14 protein-coding genes (1 of these 14 running past the window's edge) are annotated in these 20,473 nt (G+C 67.5%); 12 read left to right on the plus strand and 2 right to left on the minus strand.

What is annotated here, in order from left to right; translation table 11 throughout:
* From AB0H00_RS04000 to AB0H00_RS04010, 3 genes are all read left to right on the plus strand, one after another.
* Positions 1-6,924, plus strand: the 3' end of a protein-coding gene (locus AB0H00_RS04000; protein ID WP_357260489.1) for a LacI family DNA-binding transcriptional regulator. It extends 75,987 nt beyond the left edge of the window; 6,924 of the gene's 82,911 nt are visible here — the last part of the coding sequence; its start codon lies off the left edge, out of view; it ends in the stop codon at positions 6,922-6,924.
* Positions 6,921-7,106: a hypothetical protein gene (locus AB0H00_RS04005; protein ID WP_357260492.1), complete on the plus strand. Its 186-nt coding sequence runs from the start codon at positions 6,921-6,923 to the stop codon at positions 7,104-7,106. The genes AB0H00_RS04000 and AB0H00_RS04005 overlap by 4 nt, the downstream gene beginning before the upstream one ends.
* 291 nt (positions 7,107-7,397) lie before the next feature.
* The gene (locus AB0H00_RS04010; protein ID WP_357260495.1) at positions 7,398-9,149 is read left to right on the plus strand and encodes an acyl-CoA dehydrogenase family protein; all 1,752 of its coding nucleotides are present in this window, start codon (positions 7,398-7,400) and stop codon (positions 9,147-9,149) included.
* Between the two features lie 99 nt (positions 9,150-9,248).
* Here AB0H00_RS04010 and AB0H00_RS04015 read toward each other — a convergent pair whose 3' ends face one another.
* A complete protein-coding gene (locus tag AB0H00_RS04015) occupies positions 9,249-9,683 on the minus strand; it encodes a ferritin-like domain-containing protein (RefSeq protein ID WP_357260498.1) in 435 nt (144 codons plus the stop codon).
* Complete coding sequence (locus tag AB0H00_RS04020) at positions 9,680-10,276, minus strand: hypothetical protein (RefSeq protein ID WP_357260501.1); 597 nt, start codon at positions 10,274-10,276, stop codon at positions 9,680-9,682. Before AB0H00_RS04020 ends, AB0H00_RS04015 begins: the two co-directional genes overlap by 4 nt.
* Before the next feature lie 162 nt (positions 10,277-10,438).
* Here AB0H00_RS04020 and rimP point away from each other — a divergent pair, with 162 nt between their 5' ends.
* From rimP to AB0H00_RS04065, 9 genes are all read left to right on the plus strand, one after another.
* Positions 10,439-11,107, plus strand: a complete 669-nt coding sequence (gene rimP / locus AB0H00_RS04025) for a ribosome maturation factor RimP (protein WP_357260503.1) — start codon at positions 10,439-10,441, stop codon at positions 11,105-11,107.
* On the plus strand, positions 11,104-12,135 hold the full coding sequence (gene nusA, locus AB0H00_RS04030) for a transcription termination factor NusA (protein ID WP_357260506.1): 1,032 nt from the start codon (positions 11,104-11,106) through the stop codon (positions 12,133-12,135). Before rimP ends, nusA begins: the two co-directional genes overlap by 4 nt.
* Positions 12,136-12,269: 134 nt before the next feature.
* Entirely contained in the window at positions 12,270-12,590 is a 321-nt protein-coding gene (locus tag AB0H00_RS04035) for a YlxR family protein (protein WP_357262304.1), read from the plus strand.
* A 108-nt stretch (positions 12,591-12,698) separates the two neighbouring features.
* Positions 12,699-15,746: a translation initiation factor IF-2 gene (infB, locus tag AB0H00_RS04040; protein WP_357260510.1), complete on the plus strand. Its 3,048-nt coding sequence runs from the start codon at positions 12,699-12,701 to the stop codon at positions 15,744-15,746.
* A gap of 80 nt (positions 15,747-15,826) precedes the next feature.
* Entirely contained in the window at positions 15,827-16,117 is a 291-nt protein-coding gene (locus AB0H00_RS04045) for a DUF503 domain-containing protein (RefSeq protein ID WP_357260513.1), read from the plus strand.
* Between the two features lie 102 nt (positions 16,118-16,219).
* The gene (gene rbfA, locus AB0H00_RS04050) at positions 16,220-16,663 is read left to right on the plus strand and encodes a 30S ribosome-binding factor RbfA (RefSeq protein ID WP_357260516.1); all 444 of its coding nucleotides are present in this window, start codon (positions 16,220-16,222) and stop codon (positions 16,661-16,663) included.
* 13 nt (positions 16,664-16,676) lie between these two features.
* A complete protein-coding gene (locus AB0H00_RS04055; RefSeq protein ID WP_357260519.1) occupies positions 16,677-17,678 on the plus strand; it encodes a bifunctional oligoribonuclease/PAP phosphatase NrnA in 1,002 nt (333 codons plus the stop codon).
* A gap of 297 nt (positions 17,679-17,975) precedes the next feature.
* On the plus strand, positions 17,976-19,358 hold the full coding sequence (locus tag AB0H00_RS04060; protein ID WP_357262308.1) for an MATE family efflux transporter: 1,383 nt from the start codon (positions 17,976-17,978) through the stop codon (positions 19,356-19,358).
* A gap of 138 nt (positions 19,359-19,496) precedes the next feature.
* The gene (locus AB0H00_RS04065) at positions 19,497-20,456 is read left to right on the plus strand and encodes a metallophosphoesterase (protein ID WP_357260522.1); all 960 of its coding nucleotides are present in this window, start codon (positions 19,497-19,499) and stop codon (positions 20,454-20,456) included.
* Positions 20,457-20,473 lie beyond the last annotated feature (17 nt).

Genomic DNA, 20,473 nt, shown 5'->3' on the forward strand with positions numbered 1-20,473 from the left:
GCCCATGAACTGCGGCTACTGCGTAAAACCACGTTGCAGTCGGAGTATCCGTTGCCTCGCGAAGGCGGCGATCGGGACCGGCCCGCCCGGGTGGACGCGGATGCACTGGAAGCACAGTTGCGCGCCGAAGGCCGACACGTCCATCACGTCGAGGTGCACTACGAGTACTCGAACGGGAAGCGGGTGCTCGACGACGACGGGCTGCCCAAGGTGATTCGGGTGGTGGTCTTCCAGGACCTGGGCCCGATTTCACCCGCCAAGGTCCCGAACGTGAACTACCAGAATTACGACGTGTCCTTGCCCTGGGTGCAGGGCACCGCGTTGGTCGAATTCATCCCGGGCAGCCAGTGGTTCCAGGAAACCGCGGTAGCCAAGAAGGTGCCGCTGACCGCGGGTATCGCGGGCAGCATCGTGCGCCTCATGGTCCTGATGGATTGGCTGAAAGCCGACACCATCCCAGACTTCGACCGGCGCGACTTCATGTTCGCGGTGCTCGCATTCGTCGGCCTGCAACACCATTCGCTGTATGAACTGGTCCGCGCGCTGGAGATTGTCGACATCCGGCTGATCGACGCCGACTCGAACGACCCGGACTACCGCACCCAGCTGTACCGCCAGTTCGCCGAACTCGTCGAGAGCCGTTATCCGCTGGCCAAAGCGCAAGAGCGCGCAGCCGCCCGGCCAACCGATTCCGGGGAACGCGATGCCGTCAACCGGCTTGATGCGGCAACCGAGTTGAATAGCACGATTGGACGTTTCGACTCGGTGCGGTTGGCCGAGCTGGAAGCGTTGGACGACGCGTTGCGGGATGTCGACACCGCAGCCGCAGACCACGGTGTCGGGCCGGTGCGGCTGTTGGACTACAGCCGGGGCGAGCAGGCCGGTGATCAGGGGCGGATAGTGCTCGAATACGGCGATGCCGCTACCGCGGACACGGTGATCGGGTACGTGGCCGAGACGGCGACCGAGTTGTACACCCTGTCCCAGCAGGCGGAATCACTCGCCGGGTACGTCGCCGAACAGCAAGCTCGGGGTTCGGTGGCGGTCGTCGTGGTGCTCAGGTACGACGATGATCTGCTGCCCGAGGGGCGAGCTGCACATACGGTCGACCTGGTGCACGCCGACGCGGATGCCTTGTCCCGAGAGCTGACTCGACTGTTGGCACAACGGTCTGCGAACCCGCCGGACATCGAACTGATCGGCCAGGGCGACGGAGTCGAAGTGGCCCGGACAGTCCGGGAACGGTTGCTCGACATTGCCGAGGAGATCTGGGAGCGGCCCTCGGAACAAGCGGCGGATCCCTTTGCACTGCCGCAGGTGCCGGATACCGATGTGCAAACGCCGGACTTGCTCGCCCTCGAGATGGCCGCCGAATTGATCAGTATCGAAGAACCGAGTCGACCGGCTGCCTGGATGCGTTGGTTGGCACTCCGTGCTACGGAAACAAGCTCTGCGGTAAGACTTTCTGCGGTGTTGGCGGAATTGAACCGAGCTGCTCGGGCAACCCGAACCCTGGCGGAGGAATGGGGCGACGAGTTCGAGCTGTCGGTGCGCCCGGTGGCACTGCCGGTGCGTCTGGATTCCCGGGCGCGTTCCTTCGTCACGATGGGAGTACCCGACCCGACGGAGATAACGGTTCTCGTCACCGCGACCGAACCGACCCCGGAAAACCTGCGTCGCGGCCTGCACAACGGCCGACTCGAACTCACCCAGCGGATCGCCCATGAAGAAAGCGGCCCGCAGCAGGTAGGGATTTGGCAGGGCGTCGACCCGGATCAGCTGGCCCAGGATATGGCCAAACTGGCCGCGGCGTACCCCGGCGGGGTGCGGATTCGGCTTTACCCGCAGGACGGCAGCGCAGGCCTGGTGCAGACGGCTTCAGCCGATGACCGGATGGTCGCTTTGTCGGAACGGGTAGGCATCACCCAGTTGTCGCATGCGCAGGAGATGCGCCAAGTCGCCGACGTCGTTGCTGACTTCGACCGCGCCGTGTCCCGAACCCACCCCCTCGCCGGGTCTGACCATGCCAATGACTGCGTTCCGGTGGCATTCGAGGAATTGGAGGATCAGCAGCAGGTCCGGCCGGGGCAGCTGGTGAAGTGGGAGGTACTGGCCGAGGCGGGGATGGACGGGGTGTCCGGCCATCTGATCATCGAAGCGCTGGACGGTTACCGGCCACCGGGATTCGAAACCCGGGACGAAGTGGTGCGCGCCTTGGCCCGGCGCAAGCCGGGTGCCGCTGCAGTGATGTTCGAGGTGTACGACGAGACCGGGATGGGGCATGCGGCCCTGTTGGTGCACGAGGGCAAGGGCCAAGTGGTCGTCCGGATCGGAAAAGGCGCGGACGCACAGGAGATTCCGTTCGAACAGTGGCGCACCGATCGCCCGAAACCGACCGGGGTGTGGGCCGTTGCGGTGGAGGGCGGCAAACGGGTCACGCTGCCCCGTCCGCCCGGGTCGAAGCCGATGGCGTCGATGCCGGAAGGCCGACGGTACGGCCAGGACCCGGGCACCGGAAACGCCGCACCGCGAGCACCGGACGATCCGAATCCGATCGTGGCAGGCGCCCCGCACCGTTCCGCGGCGCACCGGCCCGCGGCATTCGATCACCCCGCCGCACCGACCGCGGAAGAGTTGGCCGAGGTTCTGGAACCGGACCCGCCGCTCACCGATGCGGAAAAGGAACTCGCGGCGACCGCGCTGCGCAAGTGGAACCGTGCCGAAGACCCGGAAACGTTGCCGCACAAGGATTATTCGGGGCTGAAGGCACCGGTGCTCGGTGCCGAGGCGCATGCCACCGCGGTGGCTCAGTGGTGGCATGCTTTGTCCGAGGACGAGAAGAAGGTACTGATCCGCCAGCACCCGCGGCACATCGGCAATGCCGATGGCATCGCGGCGTGGGCGCGTGACCGGGCCAACCGTCTGTTCATCGGCCGAATGCTGGAGCACTGGAACCGACATGGCAACGGCGTGGTCGGGCCCCGGATCCGCAACCTGTGGAACACCGTGCGCCAGATAGCCGCCGCCCAGCGCCGGGCGGCCCGGATGCTGGGGTCGCCGGTGGTGCATCTGTTGGCCTACGACTTCGGCGCACCGGGCAGCGAGCAGAAATACGCCCTGGCGTACGGCGATGTCGACAAGGCGGGCCATATTTCGCTGCACACCCCGGGTGTCGGGTCCACCCAGCGACTGTTGATGGGCTTCAACATCACCAATGCGGGCAACCACATGGCGGAGATGTTGCAGCTGGACCCGCAGGCCTCGGTGGCCTCGGTGCTGTGGAACGGATACCGCGCCCCCGCCGGGCCGTTGGTGGTGCCGCAAATGGCGTCCACCCGGCTGGCACAGCAGGGCGGACGGAAGTTGGCGACCCAGGTCGCCTCGTTGACCGCGACCCGGGCGGTCCTGGCCCCCGGCGAGGCGCCGCATATCCACCTGTTCGGCTACAGCTACGGTGCGGCGGCCACCGGGTTCGCGGTGCGCAGCGGCCGGTTAGCCGAGCACGGGGTGAAAAGTGTGGCGTTCGTGGCCGCCCCGGGAACCGGGCCAGTGCGCAATGTCAAGGAGATCGGCCTCGCGGACGGCTCCGTGTTCGCGTTCGCCGGGCCGGACGACCAGGTCACCAAGTTCGGTGCGAACACCCCGGGATTGCGTGGGCGGCTGCTCAACAGTGGACTGGGGGTGGACCCGGCCACCGATGGGTTCGGCGCCTTACGCGCAGCCTCCGGATTCCCGGCCGACCGACGGCCGCTCAAGGGCATCCGGCAGCACATGGCCTACTACTGGTTCTCCCTTGGTGAACCGGTGGAATCGCTGCGGAACATGGCGTGGATCGGCCTCGGCCGCAACGAAGAAGTGACGCTGGTCCCGCATCGCCCCGGCATCGCCGAACCCAACCTGTGGCAGAGCACCTTCGCGTCCGCGGTGAACGACCCGGAAAACGACCGCAAGGTCGGCGACGGCACCGACCGCTACGCCCCGGACGCCCATCCATTGCCGACACTGGTCGAAAAGTCCCGGATGCCCTTCCTGCCGGGGCGGGAACAGGTTGCCGGCCCGGCGATCTCGGCCCACCGGGGTGGGAATGAACGAGAAAAGCCGGAGACCATGGCGGCCTACCGGGACGCTTTGGACAGCGGCGCGAAGTATGTGGAACTGGACATCCGCAAGCTCCGGGACGGCACTCTGGTCTCCTTCCACAACGGCAAGCTGGGCCGGTTCAGTGGCCCGAAACTGGCTGACCTCGACTACGAGGAATTATGCGAACTGCTGGGGTACCAGGTTCCGAAAGTCGATGAGGCGATGGCGCTGTTGGCCGGGCGGGCAGTCGGCCATCTGGACCTGAAAGAGAGCGGTTATGAACATGAAGTGGTCGAACTGGCGATTCGGCATTTCGGCGCGGACGGTTTCATCGTCACCAGCCTGGTAGACGAGTCCATCGCCACCATTTCCCGCGACTTCCCCGAGGTTCGCACCGCGCTGTCGATAGTCGGAAATATTTTCCCGCTCAAGCGAATCCGTGCTTGCGGCGCCGACGGGGTGGCGGTGTATCACCGCACCGCCAAGGCCAGCGTGCTGCGCCAATGCGCGGAAAACGGCCTGTTCACCATGGTGTGGACGGTCAACGACGACGAGGGCATCGTAGGCCTGCTGCACGACACCCGGGTGGACGTGGTGATCACCGACCGCCCACGTGCCGCGGTGGAAATCCGCGAAGCCCTGCGACAGCTGCCGCCGGTCGATGTTGCAGCGGACTACTCCCGCCGCCGCGGAACTGTGCCGGACAACGACTCGGAGCCGCCGCCGCGATCGTTCACGAATCGAGCGATCCACCGCGCGCTGCCCGCCGACTCCGACAGCAGCGACAACACCGTCCCGTCGCTGCAGCGCACCCCGGTTCCACGTCCACATCGTCGGCATTCGGGTCTGATGCCGCAAAAGGCTCTCCGGGGGAAGCGCACTCCGGAGCCGCCCCCGGCGCCCCCTCGGCAGTTGCCGGACCCGATGGCCCGCCGCTCGACGTTGCCGCCGGAAGGCGACGGTTTCGTGAAGTGGATGAACGTCACCGGGCACGCGCCGGACCGCGAAGTCGGCCCGTTCAATTGCGGTCCGCTGGTGCAATGGTTCGTCCGCGACGCCGCCCCCGGCAATGCGGGCGCGGCGATGACTCCGGCGGATGTGAACAACAAGGCCATCGCGCAGTCCGGCATGGGCAAGGTCGAGCTCGTAGCGGGTATGAAGATCGGTTGGGCCGAGCAATATTTCGGCATCGGCATCGCCGGCTTGGCCGCCATGGTCGAACACGTCCGCCAAGTCGGCGGCGTCCTGGTAGGCGGCGTCGACCCCGCGGGCAACGGCCTCGGCCACGCCTTCGCGGTGGCGCGGGTGGACGAAGATTTCGCCAGGAAGATGAACGCCCTACCTCCCTCGGTGCGCGGCGAAACCTTCGAGGTGGGCGAGGTGGTCGTCTTCGACAACGCCAGAGGCGGCCTGTTGCGCGGCGAGGCAGTCGACAACTGGGTCGTTTCCGGCTGGGTCGGCTTCGCGAAAGTCCACGTGGCGGGCATCGATGCCGACGGTGCGGCGATGGACGAGTTCGAGAGCGCCGAGGTGCAGGCGCAGCGCGGTCCGGCGAGAAGGCTGGGAGCGGGATCTGTCTTCGGGCCGAACGCGCATCGCCGCATCGGTGACCGGCCGGATCAGAGCGGGGACGGGTATCCGCAGGCGCCGCACGGCGATCCGGTCGACCCGAGTGCCGAGCCTGGCTTCCTGGACGCTGATATCCATTACCAGATCGGGGTGCTGGAGGCGGCGAACGGGATACATACCGATGCTGAGCGTGCGCTGGAACTCGGCCTGTACGTGGAGGAGTCGTACCGGGACCTGCTGCTCATCTCGGGCCAAGAGCGGCCCGGAGAGGTCTTCGACGGTCCCGAGGGGTGGGCGGGCTGGCTGGATGCCCGGCTGTATGCGAGGCAGCGTCTGGATCAGGACCTGACCGTGGAGTTCATCCTGGAAATCCACCGGAGGCTGATGATCCGGCGCAATCTGGAGTGGGCGGCCGTGCTCAAACGGGGGACCGGTGGTTTCGGCATGATTCATTGGCCGCTCACCGAGAGCGAAATTGCCGCTATCGAGGCGAATCCCATGCTGACGTATGTGCCCGGCCCGTTCGAGTTCGGCCCGCACGGGGTGGTTTTCGAGCCGCGTGTTGCGGGTGTGCCGGGAGCCGTAGCGGTGCGCCGGTTGGAGCGGTCACCCACCGAAGAGGAGCTTCGGGCCATCGAGGAGGATCCGCTGCGGGCCTTCCGGCCGCCGACCACCCCGACGCAAGAGAACGGGATATTGATCTATCCGAGCTTCGGTAGCGCCGAGGAGACACGCCACCAGTTGGATTCGTTGTGTCGCTGGTACAACGAATCCATACGAGAGTTCGGATTCGACCCTTATCGGGTCAATTCCGATCTGCAGCGGCGGTATGTGGGGGACCACCCCAAAAACTTCGACCTCAACGGCTCCACGTCGAGAGCGCTCCTGGTATGGGGACTGGAGAAGGCCGGTCTACCTCCGAGCATGATCTCCGGTCCTTTCGAAAATGACTTGTACACAACAGGTTCACAGTGGGCTGCTACCGTCGAGGACGGAAGCGTCCGATACGGCGAGATGGTTGCCGAGCTGGAACGGCTCGGGGCAACGGTGGACCCGGTCGTGCTGTCCGGCCTGGAGTCCATGCGGGACAGGTATCGGAGCTTGGGTGGTACTGCCAGTCCGTTCCTGCTCGGACACCAGCACGACACTGCTCTCGTGTATCAGGTGCATCGCGCATTGCGCTCGGTGAACCGGAGCAATGCACCCACCGTGGATCTGCGCCGAGCGGGCTGGGCGACCCGGCCCCCCACCGCCACAGCACCCATCAACCGATGAACGAGGCGTTCGAGCTGCCACCGCAATTGGCCGCCCTGAGCCGCGATCTGGCCGAGAAAGCCCGCACCCTGAAGGAACGGGCCGAAGCCATCGCTGACGCCGCAGTGACGTTGCGTGGAGTCCTGGCGGCATTCGAGCGCATATGGCAGGGATGCTCGAGGGTGTCACCCCGCAACAGCTGACACCGGCCCTGATTGCGGCGGCATCGGTACCCAACGCTGCCAACTCTTGACAACGACAACCATCGCACCCTAGTTCGATGCGAGTACATGGAGTTGCCCATGTGCTTACGAAATCAGGCGTTCCGGTCCCTTTATGGCCGCTCGGGCAGGATGCAGCCCGGCAGACCGCTCGAAGGGGTGCGATGCCACAAATCGGGCGGCGGCTACCCTTGCAGGCGTAGCGTGAATTTGCTGGTCAGAAATCCGCATACCCGGTAAACGCTGCGATTACTCGCTGGTAAGTTAACCGGCATGGCAAATAGCGACGCGCGGTTGTTCAACCCGGCCACCTATGATCCGCAGCAGTTCGACGTAGAGACGCGACGGCTGCTGCGCGCCACCATCGAGTGGTTCGAGGGGCGCGGCAAGCAGCGGTTGCTCGCCGATGACGCGAACGCGGTGTGGATTGCGGAATTCCTCGACTTCGTCAGGAAGGAAAAGCTGTTCGCCACCTTCCTGACCCCGGCCGCCTACGCCGACGGCGATCCGAACCGGCGCTGGGACGCGGCGCGCAACGCGGCGCTGGCGGAGATCTTCGGCTTCTACGGCTTGGCCTACTGGTACGCCGAACAGGTGACCATCCTCGGTCTCGGTCCGATCTGGCAGAGCGATAACGAGGACGCCAAGAAGCGCGCCGCCGCCGATCTGGCCGCCGGCGAGGTGATGGCGTTCGGCCTGTCCGAGCAGACGCACGGCGCCGATATCTACCACACGGATCTGGTTCTCACGCCGACCGAGCCGGGCGGCGCCGACGCCGAGGCGGGAATCCTCTTCCGCGCCAACGGCGAGAAGTACTACATCGGCAACGGCAACGTGGCGAGTATGGTTTCGGTCTTCTCTCGCCGCGCCGACATCGAGGGCGCGGACGGATACGTGTGGTTCGCCGCCGACTCCCGGCACGAGAACTACCGCCTGCTCGGCAACGTCGTGCACCAGCAGATGTACGTCAGCACCTTTCGCCTGGAGAACTATCCGGTGCGCGCCGGGGACATCCTGCACACCGGCCCTGAGGCGTTCTCCGCGGCGCTGAACACCGTCAACGTGGGCAAGTTCAACCTCTGCCACGGCGGGATCGGCATGGTCGAGCATTCGTTCTACGAGGCGATCACGCACGCCGACAACCGCATCCTGTACGGCAATCCGGTCACCGACTTCCCGCATGTGCGCACGAACTTCGTCGACGCCTACGCGCGCATCGTCGCGATGAAGCTGTTCAGCGACCGCGCCGTCGACTACTTCCGCAGCGCGAGCCTGGAGGACCGCCGGTACCTGCTGTTCAACCCGATGACGAAGTCGAAGGTGACTTCCGAGGGGGAGACGGTCATGACGCTGCTGCTGGATGTGCTGGCTGCCAAAGGTTTCGAAAAGAACACGTACTTCGCCGAGGTACAGCGGCTGATCAACACGCTGCCGCGGCTGGAGGGCACAGTGCACGTGAACGTCGGCCAGATCCTGAAGTTCATGCCGAACTATCTCTTCAATCCGAAGGACTACCCGGAAATCGGCACCCGGCAAGACGCGGCCGACGACGACTTCTTCTGGCGGCAGGGCCCGGCCCGCGGCGCGGGCAAGGTGCAGTTCGCGGACTGGAATCCGGTGTACGAGAAGCACGCCGACATCCCCAACGTCGGCCGCTTCTACGAGCAGGCGCAGGAGCTGCGCACGTTGCTGACCATCGCGGCGCCCGACGCCGAGCAGCAGAAGGATCTGGACTTCATGCTGACCATCGGCCACCTGTTCTCCTTGGTGGTCTACGGCCAGCTGATCCTGGAGCAGGCTGCGATCACCGGCCTGGACCGCGACCTGATCGACCAGATCTTCGACTTCCAAGTCCGCGATTTCAACACCTACGCCACCACGCTCTACGGCAAGCCGTCGGCAACCCCCGGCCAGCAGGGGTGGGCCGCGTCCGCGCTGCGCCCGCCGGTTGCGGACCGGCCACGGTTCGACCGCGTGTGGGCCGAGGTCGCAACCTACGACGGCGCCTACGAAATGCGCCCATAGGGACCGAGTTTCGAGGTAAGCGGTGGTCCCGGAGCTGATCCGGGACTTCCGTGAACGCCGACAACACATGTGGCCCAATGGTTTTCGGGTTGATCGTGATCAGGCTTTGCCGGGAAACGCGGTCGTCGGTGGATTGGCGCCGAGAATCGACTGCCAGAGGGCCAGGCGGACCGCGGTTTCGGTGAGCGCGTCGACACCGGTGCGGCGGACGGATTCGGATTCGCCGTGTTCCACCACCGAGCGCCAGGCGACGGCGGTGTCGGACTCCACGGTCGCGGCGAGCCGTGCGGCCGGGATCGGATCGGTGACCGGGAACGGCACCGTGTAGGCGGCGTCCGGCGGTGGCACGGTCGCGCCGCTGGCGGCGAGCGCGTCGGCGGTGCTGTCGCGCCGTGCGCGGTGCGCGGCGGTGTGCTCGGCGATCAATCGGGTTCGTTCTGGCGAAGCGTACGCGGCGATCACCCCGTAGGCGTACACCGCGCCATACTCGGCGTTCAGCGCCTCCAGCAGCGCCTGGCGTTCGGTGTCGGTCACGCGAGCAGCACCCCTGCCTGGGCGGCGCAGGCCGCGCTGATCGAGGCCAGCAACCCGGCGCGGTACCCGGACTGGGTGCGGGCGAGGTCGGCGGCCGACTTCTGGGACTCCGACAGCTGGGCGCGCAGTGCCTCGACACCGGGCGGCACGGCGCTGCCGGAAGCCACGGCGGACGGGCTCGAGGGCCGGGCTGGGCCGTTGGCGCGGGTGCGGTGCACCGGCTTGGTGCCGTCGCCGTACACGCCGATCACACGATCGATCTCGGCCTTCAGCGCGTCGGCGTGCGCGGTGCGCTCGGCAGCGACCGTGGTCAGCGCGGCGTGCCGTTGCGGCGCCAGCGCGATGGCCGCGGTCGCCGCCGCCGCGTCGGCGCGAGCCAGGACTTCCTGCGCGGCAAGGGGATCCGGTTCGTGCACCACGTCGTCGGTGCCGCAGCCCGCCAGCGCGCCGATGGCGAGGATTCCGACGGTTCCTCCGCCCGCCAGACGTAGCGCGCCGCGACGGTCCAGGGTGGCGCGACGAGGCTCGCTCAGGTCGGAGGGGATGCCGGATATGCACCCGGCACGCGGCGGGGCGGGAAGGCGGATGCGCACGGCATCATCGTGCCAGATTCACCGCACGCCACCGGACGAGGTGTCGGCCGTGGCGCGCGTACTCCTCGACCGCCGGTCCCTTACACTCTCGGGGCGCGTTACGCTAGACCTTCGGTAGAGAAATTTCCCACCACGTCACAACTGAACCAGGAGCCGCCCCACATGCCGATGCCGACCGAGGAAAGGGTGAGCCAGCTCGTTGCTGGACTCGTCGAGCGCCGAGGATACGACCTCGAGGGTGTCGAGATCTCGACGTCGGGCAAGCATGCGGATGTGCAGGCTCGAGTGAAGGTGACGGTGGACAGCGACGACACCTCCGATCTCGACTCTATCGCCATGCTCAGCTCGGAACTGTCGGTCCAGCTCGACGACGCGGGCGAGTTCGGCGAGACGCCCTACCTGTTGGAAGTCTCGACTCCGGGCATCGATCGCCCGCTGACCGCGGTCCGGCACTGGCGCCGGGCGCGCGGCAGGAAGGTGCGGATCTCGCTACACAAGGGCGCGCAGTCCCCGGAGGGGTCGGCGACATTCGAGGCCAGGGTCGGTGCCCTCGCCGATGATTCGGTGGCGCTGGTGCTCGGCGGTAAACGGAACCCGCACCGGGTGACCGTCCCGCTCGCCGACATCGCCGCGGCCGTCGTCCAAGTCGAGTTCTCCCCACCCGGCGCGCGGGAGCTGGAACTCGCCGGCGGAGTCGTCCCGGGGCGTCCGAACCCGGGCCAGGAAGATGCGGGAGCGGTCGACAACGCCGCTGATGTCCGAGGAACACCGAATGCACAACCCGAATCCGTAACAGCGTCCGATTCGCCGACCGAAGGGATCGTGGAATGAATATCGAAATCGAAGCCCTGCGCGCGATAGTCGCCGACAAGGGGATCTCGATCGAGACCGTGATCTCCGCGATCGAGTCGGCGCTGCTCACCGCGTACCGCCACACCGAGGGGCATCAGCCCAACGCCCGCATCGACATCAACCAGAGGACCGGTGTGGTCCGGGTGATGGCCCGCGAGCTGGACGTCGACGGCAACGTGATCTCCGAATGGGACGACACCCCAGAGGGGTTCGGCCGCATCGCGGCGACCACCGCGCGCCAGGTCGTGCTGCAGCGGCTGCGGGACGCGGAGAACGAGAAGTCCTTCGGCGAGTTCTCCACGCACGAAGGCGATATCGTCGGCGGCGTGGTGCAGCGCGACGCGCGCGCCAACGCCCGCGGCACGATCGTGGTGCGCATCGGCAGCGAGCTGCACGGCGCCGAGGGGCTGATCCCGCCCGCCGAGCAGGTGCCGGGGGAGACCTACGAACACGGAGACCGGATCAAGTGCTACGTCGTCGGCGTCTCCCGAGGGCAGCGCGGTCCGCAGATCACGCTGTCGCGCACCCACCCGAATCTGGTGCGGCGGCTGTTCGCGCTGGAGGTGCCCGAGATCGCCGACGGGTCGGTGGAGATCGTCGCAGTGGCGCGTGAGGCGGGCCACCGCTCCAAGATCGCCGTGCGCACCACCGTGCCCGGCGTCAACGCCAAGGGCGCCTGTATCGGCCCGATGGGGCAGCGCGTGCGCAACGTGATGAGCGAGCTGGCCGGCGAGAAGATCGACATCATCGACTACGCCGACGACCCGGCGACCTTCGTCGGCAACGCGCTCTCACCGTCGAAAGTGGTTTCCGTCACTATTGTGGACCCAGAAGCCCGCGCGGCCCGCGTCGTGGTCCCCGATTTCCAGCTCTCGCTGGCTATCGGCAAGGAGGGGCAGAACGCCCGCCTCGCGGCGCGACTTACCGGGTGGCGCATCGATATACGCAGCGACGCCGCACCCGACATGGGTGGTGGATCGGTTCGAACGGAGGCGCACCGCAGTTGACGGAAACCTGTCCGTGGAATGCTCGGGATGACATGTTGGTAACTTCCGTGGGGGAGGGGTTCGGCGTTCCGAGCGGGGCAGCGGTAGAGTGGTCGAAGGTTCAGTCCGAGCCTTCGGTTCCTTTGCTTGACCGCATCACCGAGCAGCAGGCGGCGCCCCAGCGTCCAGCAGCTCCCGTGCGGACCTGTATCGGGTGCCGGAAGCGCGAACTGGCCGTCGATCTGTTGCGGATCGTGGCTCGAAATCGTGAGACCGGAGACGGCTCCCACCTCATCGAGATCATTCCCGATCCGCGGCGTAGACTTTCCGGACGGGGTGCCTGGCTGCACCCCTTTTCGGCTTGTCTGAGCACGGCAGAGCGACGCCGAGCGATCGGCAGAGCACTACGAGTGTCCGGACAACTGGATATCTCAGCCCTGGAGCGTTACCTCGAGAACAGGCACGAGCACTCATGAGCACACCGTGAAGTACCAACGATGAACGTCCATCGGAGATAACCCGAGGTCGTGCGGGCCCCCGTCCCCAAAACGGTGGCGCTGCTCGACCTCTCAGTGAGGAGAGCAGTGGCAGGCAAGGCCCGCGTGCACGAGTTGGCCAAAGAACTCGGTGTCACGAGCAAGGAACTACTCGCAACGCTCAAGGAGCAAGGCGAGTTCGTGAAGTCGGCGTCCTCGACGGTGGAAGCACCCGTCGCGCGTCGGCTGCGTGAGTCGTTCGCGGCGAAATCGGCCCCGTCGAACGGCAGCAAATCGGGTACACGCCCCGGTCCGTCGGCGGCCCGTCCGGCCGCGAAGCCCGCAGTCGGCGGCCCGCGCCCCGGTCCCCGTCCATCGGCACCCGTTCAGGCGGCGCCTGCCGCCCAGGAGACCGCCCGTCCCGCCGCTCGTCCCGGCGAGTCTCCGGCCGTGAAGGGTGAGTCTCCGGCCGTGAAGGACGAGTCTCCGGCCGCGAAGCCGGGACCCGCCGCTCGTCCCGGGCCGTCTCCCAAGCCGGTGCAGGAATCCGTCGCGCCCGCGGCTTCGGCCGTGTCAGGCCCGACCGCGAATCCCGCGCAGGCACCGGCCGGTCCGCGTCCGACGCCGGGCGGCGGCCCGCGTCCCGGTCAGCAGCAGCAGCGTCCCGCTGCCTCCGCGCAGGGTGGCCAGCAGCGCCCGGGCGGCGCGGCTTCCGGTCCACGTCCGGGGCCGAAGACCCCGCGCGTCGGCAACAACCCGTATTCGTCGGCTCCCGAGCGTCCCGCGCCGCGTCCGGCCCCCGGTCAGGGTGGTCCACGTCCCGGTCCGGGGCAGGGTGGTCCGCGTCCCGGTCCCGCTCAGGGTGGTCCGCGTCCCAGTCCCGCGCAGGGTGCGCGTCCGGCGGCAGGTCAGGGCGGTCCGCGTCCCGGCGGTCCGCGTCCGAGTCCTGGCTCGATGCCGCCGCGTCCGAACCCTGGTGCGATGCCGTCCCGTGCGGCGCGTCCGGGCGGTGCCGGTGGTCCCGGTGCCGGTCGTCCGGGTCGTCCCGGTGGCGCCGGTGCCGGTCGTCCCGGCGGCGGTGGCGGCGGCGGTGGCGGTGGTTACCGCGGTGGCGGTGGCAGCGGTGCGCCCGGTGCGGGCGCGGGTGCGCCCGGCGCCGGTGGCGCTGCCGGTGGATTCCGTGGTCGTCCCGGTGGCGGTGGCGGCGGTCGTCCAGGTGGTCCCGGCGGCCGCGGTGGTGCGGCCGGTGCGTTCGGCCGTCCCGGTGGCGCGCCCCGTCGTGGCCGTAAGTCGAAGCGGCAGAAGCGGCAAGAGTATGACTCGATGCAGGCGCCCGCGGTCGGCGGTGTGCGGCTGCCGCGCGGCAACGGCGAGATCATCCGGCTCGCCCGCGGTGCCTCGCTGTCGGACTTCGCGGAGAAGATCGACGCGAACCCGGCCGCGCTGGTGCAGGCGCTGTTCAACCTCGGCGAAATGGTCACCGCGACCCAGTCGGTGAACGACGAGACGCTCGAGCTGCTCGGCGGCGAGATGAACTACGTCGTGCACGTGGTCAGCCCGGAGGACGAGGACCGCGAACTGCTGGAGTCGTTCGACCTCACCTACGGCGAGGACGAGGGCGGCGAGGAAGACCTCGAACAGCGTCCACCGGTGGTGACCGTCATGGGTCACGTCGACCACGGTAAGACCCGACTGCTGGACACCATCCGCAAGACCAACGTTCGCGAGGGCGAGGCCGGTGGCATCACCCAGCACATCGGCGCCTACCAGGTACTCACCCACCTGGGCCAGGAAGACCGGCTCATCACCTTCATCGACACCCCGGGTCACGAGGCGTTCACCGCCATGCGTGCCCGCGGTGCGAAGGCCACCGACATCGCGATCCTGGTGGTTGCCGCCGACGACGGTGTCATGCCGCAGACGGTGGAGGCGATCAACCACGCACAGGCCGCCGACGTGCCGATCGTGGTGGCGGTCAACAAGATCGACAAGGAAGGCGCGAACCCGGAGAAGATCCGGCAGCAGCTCACGGAGTACAACCTGGTGGCCGAGGAATACGGCGGCGAAACCATGTTCGTCGACATCTCCGCCAGAGAGAACATCAACATCGAAGCGCTGCTCGAGGCGGTTCTGCTCACCGCGGACGCCGCCCTCGACCTGCGGGCGAACCCGGACATGGACGCGCAGGGTGTGGCCATCGAGGCGCACCTCGACCGCGGTCGCGGCCCGGTCGCCACGGTGCTGGTGCAGCGCGGCACGCTGCGCGTCGGCGACTCGATCGTCGCGGGCGACGCCTACGGTCGCGTGCGTCGCATGGTCGACGAGCACGGCGAGGATGTCGAGGCGGCGCTGCCGTCGCGGCCGGTCCAGGTCGTCGGCTTCACGTCGGTGCCAGGTGCCGGTGACAATCTCCTCGTAGTCGACGAGGACCGGATCGCCCGGCAGATCGCCGACCGGCGTAACGCGCGCAAGCGCAACGCGCTGGCCGCACGCAGTCGTAAGCGGATCAGCCTGGAAGATCTGGATGCCGCGCTGAAGGAAACCAGCGAGCTGAACCTGATCCTCAAGGGCGACAACTCCGGTACCGTCGAGGCACTCGAAGAGGCGCTGCTCGGTATCCAGGTCGACGACGAGGTGCGGCTGCGGGTCATCGACCGTGGTGTCGGTGGCGTCACCGAGACCAATGTCAACTTGGCCTCGGCGTCCAACGCGATCATCATCGGGTTCAATGTCCGTGCGGAGGGCAAGGCGACCGAGCTCGCCAACCGCGAGGGTGTCGACATCCGGTACTACTCGGTGATCTACCAGGCCATCGACGAGATCGAGAAGGCCCTCAAGGGCATGCTCAAGCCGATCTACGAAGAGGTCGAGCTGGGTCGCGCCGAGATCAGAGCGATCTTCCGCTCGTCGAAGATCGGCAATATCGCCGGCTGCATGGTCACCTCCGGTTCGGTCAAGCGCAACGCCAAGGCGCGCCTGCTCCGCGACAACGTGGTGATCGCCGAAACCACGACGATCTCGTCGCTGCGCCGGGAGAAGGACGACGTCACCGAGGTCCGCGAGGGCTTCGAATGCGGTATGACGGTCACCTACTCCGACATCAAGGAAGGCGACATCGTCGAGGCCTACGAGCTGCGTGAGAAGCCGCGCGACTGAGACCGAGACGATTCCGGACGCCGCGCCGAGTAGGTGTGGCGTCCGGACCGGCCGTCCGAACCACAAAAGAAGGTAAGTGGGTGTATCTGGGTGCCCTGGAGTTCGACCTCCTGCTGGGCGATGTGCATTCGCTGAAACAGAAGCGCTCCGTGATCCGGCCGATCCTCGCCGAATTGCAGCGCTTCGGTGTCAGCGCCGCCGAAGGCGGGGAACACGATCTGTACCGCCGCTCGGTGTTGGGGGTGGCCATGATCAGCGCGGGCATGGGCCATCTGACCGAGGTGTTGGACAAATGTGAACGGCACGTCGCGGCACGTCCGGAGTTACAGTTGCTGGCGGTGCGCCGCCGGATCTTCGGACCCGAAGACTGACCGCGGCGGGAGCGACGGGCACAGAGGCCGTCACTCGCATGACCACGGAGGGTTCTGCTTCCGCCGCCATTGAACAGAGTTAGTAGTGAGGAGGAAACGGCCATGGTGGATCAAGCCAGGGCACGCCGACTCGCCAAGCGGATTTCCTCGATCGTGGCGACCGCGATCGAATACGAGGTGAAGGATCCGCGGCTGCGTTTCGTGACCGTCACCGACGCCAAGGTCACCGGCGATCTCCGGGAGGCGACGGTGTACTACACCGTGATGGGTGAAACCATCGACGCCGAACCGGATTACGTCGGCGCTGCCGCGGGCCTGGAGAAGGCCAAGGGTGTGTTGCGCTCAAAGGTGGGCGCGGGAACCGGGGTGAAGTTCACCCCCACGCTGGCGTTCGTGCTGGACACCGTGCCCGACGCGGCGCGGCAGATGGAGGACCTGCTCGCCAAGGCGCGGGCCGCGGACGACGCGGTCGCCAAGGCGGCCGCCAACGCCAGGCACGCGGGCGACGTCGACCCCTACAAGGTCGAACGCGACGGCGACGAGTGACATGCGGTAGTCGATGACGACGATGCGGGAAACGGCCGACTTGGACGCGGCCGTGCTGGCGTTGGACGCGGCACGCTCGGTCACCGTCGTCTGCCATGTCCAGCCCGACGCGGACACCATCGGAAGCGGCCTTGCGTTGGCGCTGGTCCTGCACCGGCGCGGAATCCCCGTGTGGGTGTCGTTCGCCGAACCGGCAGAGTTGCCTATGTCGATGACCTCGCTGCCGGGTGTGCGGCACTTGGTCGCGCCCGCTGACGTGCCCGCTGCGGTCGACCTGCTCGTCGCGGTGGACTGCGGCAGTAGGGGGCGGCTCGGTGCGCTCGCCGACCGATTGCCCGGTGCCGCCACGACACTGGTGATCGACCACCATCGGTCCAACACGCGCTTCGGTGCGATCAACGTGGTCGATCCCGGTGCCGAGTCCACGACGAGTGTGGTCGCGCGGCTGCTCGACGCGTGGCGAGTGCCCATCGATCCGGACGTGGCGCATTGCCTGTATGCCGGCCTGGTGACCGATACCGGCTCGTTCCGGTGGGTCCGGCCAGGCACACACGAATTGGCGGAGCGGCTGCTGGCCACCGGCATCGATGGCGCGGACATCGCTCGCACTCTGCTGGACACCCATCCGTTCGGCTGGCTGAGGATGCTGTCGCGGGTGCTCGGTACCGCGCAGCTGGCGCCGGATGCGCTCGGCGGCGTGGGGCTGGTGTATGCGTTCGTGCGACGTGACGATGTCGACGGGGTGCGGTCGGAGGAGGTCGAGAGCGTGATCGACATCGTGCGCACGACCGCCGAAGCCGGGATCGCCGCGGTATTCAAGGAATCTCGTACGGTGCCCGACCGGTGGACGGTGTCGCTGCGCTCGCGGGACAGCGGGCGGAGCACAGGCGACGGTATCGATCTCGCCGAGGTGGCCACGGCGCTGGGCGGTGGCGGACATCGCTTCGCGGCCGGCTACACCGCGTACGGTGCGCCCGACGATCTGGTCGGCGCGTTGTTGGCCGCACTAGGGTGATCGGGTTCCCTCACTCCGGTCGGTTACGGGCGGAGATTGCTCGGCCCCAACCTTCTTGCCCTGGGACGATGATGTTCGCGTCATGCCTGGGCGCACGTCTTCACACGGCCGATGGACGTCCGTACCCTCTTCGAGCACTCCGGTGGTCGTGCGACAAGTGCGGCCGCCATGGTTCGATTCCAGATACCGCGCGGCCTGCGGGCGACGGAATATGTCGGTGCCCCATGCAAGGGTGGGAATCGCGTGGATCGTCGGCGGCCTCGAGTACGCCCGTGCAGGGAGGTTTCGGTGAATACGATGGGTTCCGGTGAAGCGGAGGTCGCCGGCCCGGAGACGCCGCAGATACCGGGCCGCGCCGAATCGGCCACCGAGGCCGGCCCCAGACGCATTCTCGGTCTGGCGTTGCCGACGCTCGGCGTGCTGGTCGCCGAGCCGATCTATCTTCTGTTCGATCTCGCCGTCGTCGGCCGTCTCGGTGCGCTCGCGCTGGCCGGTCTGGCGGTCGGCGGATTGATTCTGGCGCAGACCAGTTCGCAGCTGACCTTCCTGTCCTACGGCACTACCGCACGGTCGGCTCGCCGTCACGGCGCGGGTGACGCCCGGGGCGCGGTCGCCGAGGGTGTGCAGGCCACCTGGATAGCGCTCGCGGTCGGCGCCACGATCGTGGTGCTGGTGCAGGGTTTCGCCGTTCCGCTGACGAACGCGATCGCGGGTGGCGGCGATATCGCCGCCACCGCGCTGGCCTGGGTGCGGATCGCGCTGTTCGGTGTTCCCCTGATCTTGATCTCGATGGCGGGCAACGGTTGGCTGCGCGGCGTCCAGGAGACGCGCAGGCCGCTGGCGTATGTCGTTGCCGGACTTGTGGTTTCGGGCATCCTCTGCCCGATGTTGGTGCACGGGTTGCTGGGTGCGCCGCGGATGGAACTGTCCGGTTCCGCTGTCGCGAACGTCGCCGGTCAGACTCTCACGGCGGTCCTGTTCCTGAACGCGCTGATCCGTGAACGAGTTTCGCTCACCCCGCACTGGTCGGTGATGCGCGCGCAGCTCGTCCTCGGTCGCGATCTCATCGTCCGCAGCTTCGCGTTCCAAGCCTGTTTCGTCTCGGCTGCGGCGGTCGCGGCCCGGTTCGGCGCCGCCTCGGTCGCCGCCCACCAGTTGGTTCTGCAGCTGTGGAACTTCCTCGCGCTCACCCTGGATTCGCTGGCCATCGCCGCGCAGACACTCACCGGCGCCGCGCTCGGCGCGGGCGACGCGGTGGGCGCCCGCCACCTGGCCCGGCGCGTCACCCGCTGGTCGGAGATCTTCAGCCTCATCCTTGCGGCCTGTTTCGCGGTGGGGGCGGCGGCCATCCCGACGCTGTTCACCGATGATCCGGAGGTTCTGGATCGCACCCACGTCGTGTGGTGGTTCTTCGTTGCCCTGATCCCGGTGGCGGGCATCGTCTTCGCCCTCGATGGTGTCCTGCTCGGTGCGGGCGATGCCGCCTACCTGCGCACCACCACGCTGACCGCGGCATTGCTCGGCTTCCTGCCCGCCATCTGGCTGTCGCTGGCCTTCGGCTGGGGGCTCGCCGGAATTTGGTCCGGCCTGGTCGCGTTCATGCTGGTGCGGCTGATCGCCGTGGCGTGGCGTGCGCTGTCCGGCCGGTGGGCCCGAGTCGGCGCCGAGGTGCCAACGTGAGGGAGCGTCAGCGAGTGAGCCGGGGACACAGCGCGCAGTCGCGCACGACGGAGCCGAGCGTCAGCGAGGTGCAGTCGTGAGCGACACCCCCGCCGGTCGGTGGACGCGGATCGGAACGGATGTGCCAAGGTAGGTGTGGTGATACCCAAGTTGATGGCGGTGAGCGACATTCATGTCGGGCACCAGGGGAATCGGCCGGTTGTCGAGCAGATCACGGCGGACTCTCCGGAGGACTGGCTCATCGTGGCCGGGGACGTCGGGGAGAAGACCGAGGACATCCGGTGGGCGTTGGAGCTGCTGCGCGGCCGGTTCGCCAAGGTGATCTGGGTGCCGGGCAACCACGAGCTGTGGACCACGGCGAAGGATCCGGCGCAGATCTCCGGCGTGGCGCGCTATGACTACCTGGTCTCGCTGTGCCGGGACCTGGACGTGCTCACGCCGGAGGACCCGTTCCCGGTGTGGGACGGCGCGGGCGCCGAGGAGTACGGCGGACCGGTGACCTTGGCACCGATGTTCCTGCTGTACGACTATTCGTTCCTGCCAGAGGGCGCGACCACCAAAGCCCAGGGCCTTGCCATCGCCCGGGAGCGCAATGTGGTGGCCACCGATGAGTTCCTTCTCTCGCCGGAGCCGTACCTGACCAGGGACGCGTGGTGCCACGCTCGCGTGCAGGTGACCAAGCGCAAGCTCGACGCACTCGCGCCCGGCACGCCGGTCGTGCTGATCAACCACTTTCCATTGGTTCGCCAGCCGACGGACGTGCTGTTCTACCCGGAGTTCGCGCTGTGGTGCGGTACCGAACTCACCGCCGATTGGCACACCCGGTACAACGTGGTCTGCTCGGTCTATGGCCACCTGCACATTCCGCGCACTTCGCACTACGACGGTGTGCGGTTCGAGGAGGTCTCGCTCGGCTACCCGCGGGAATGGCAGCGTCGCGGCCTGCCCGCGCAGCTGCTGCGCCAGATCCTGCCGACACCGCAGTATCCGCCGGGCACGCTGAACAAATTCGGCGGCCACTTCCAAGTGACCCCCGAAATGGAAGCCGCCGCCGCCGAAATGCGTAGCAAGGCGCAGCAGCGGCGCGGACGCCAGTAGGGCGCACCGGCTCGACT

Source organism: Nocardia sp. NPDC023852 (assembly GCF_040639505.1).
GTDB lineage: Bacteria > Actinomycetota > Actinomycetes > Mycobacteriales > Mycobacteriaceae > Nocardia.

Coding starts and splice junctions, on each gene's coding strand:
- AB0H00_RS04005 (WP_357260492.1), top strand. CDS start 6,921: ATGAACGAGGCGTTCGAGCTGCCACCGCAATTGGCCGCCCTGAGCCGC.
- AB0H00_RS04010 (WP_357260495.1), top strand. CDS start 7,398: ATGGCAAATAGCGACGCGCGGTTGTTCAACCCGGCCACCTATGATCCG.
- rimP (WP_357260503.1), top strand. CDS start 10,439: ATGCCGATGCCGACCGAGGAAAGGGTGAGCCAGCTCGTTGCTGGACTC.
- nusA (WP_357260506.1), top strand. CDS start 11,104: ATGAATATCGAAATCGAAGCCCTGCGCGCGATAGTCGCCGACAAGGGG.
- rbfA (WP_357260516.1), top strand. CDS start 16,220: ATGGTGGATCAAGCCAGGGCACGCCGACTCGCCAAGCGGATTTCCTCG.
- AB0H00_RS04055 (WP_357260519.1), top strand. CDS start 16,677: ATGACGACGATGCGGGAAACGGCCGACTTGGACGCGGCCGTGCTGGCG.
- AB0H00_RS04060 (WP_357262308.1), top strand. CDS start 17,976: ATGGGTTCCGGTGAAGCGGAGGTCGCCGGCCCGGAGACGCCGCAGATA.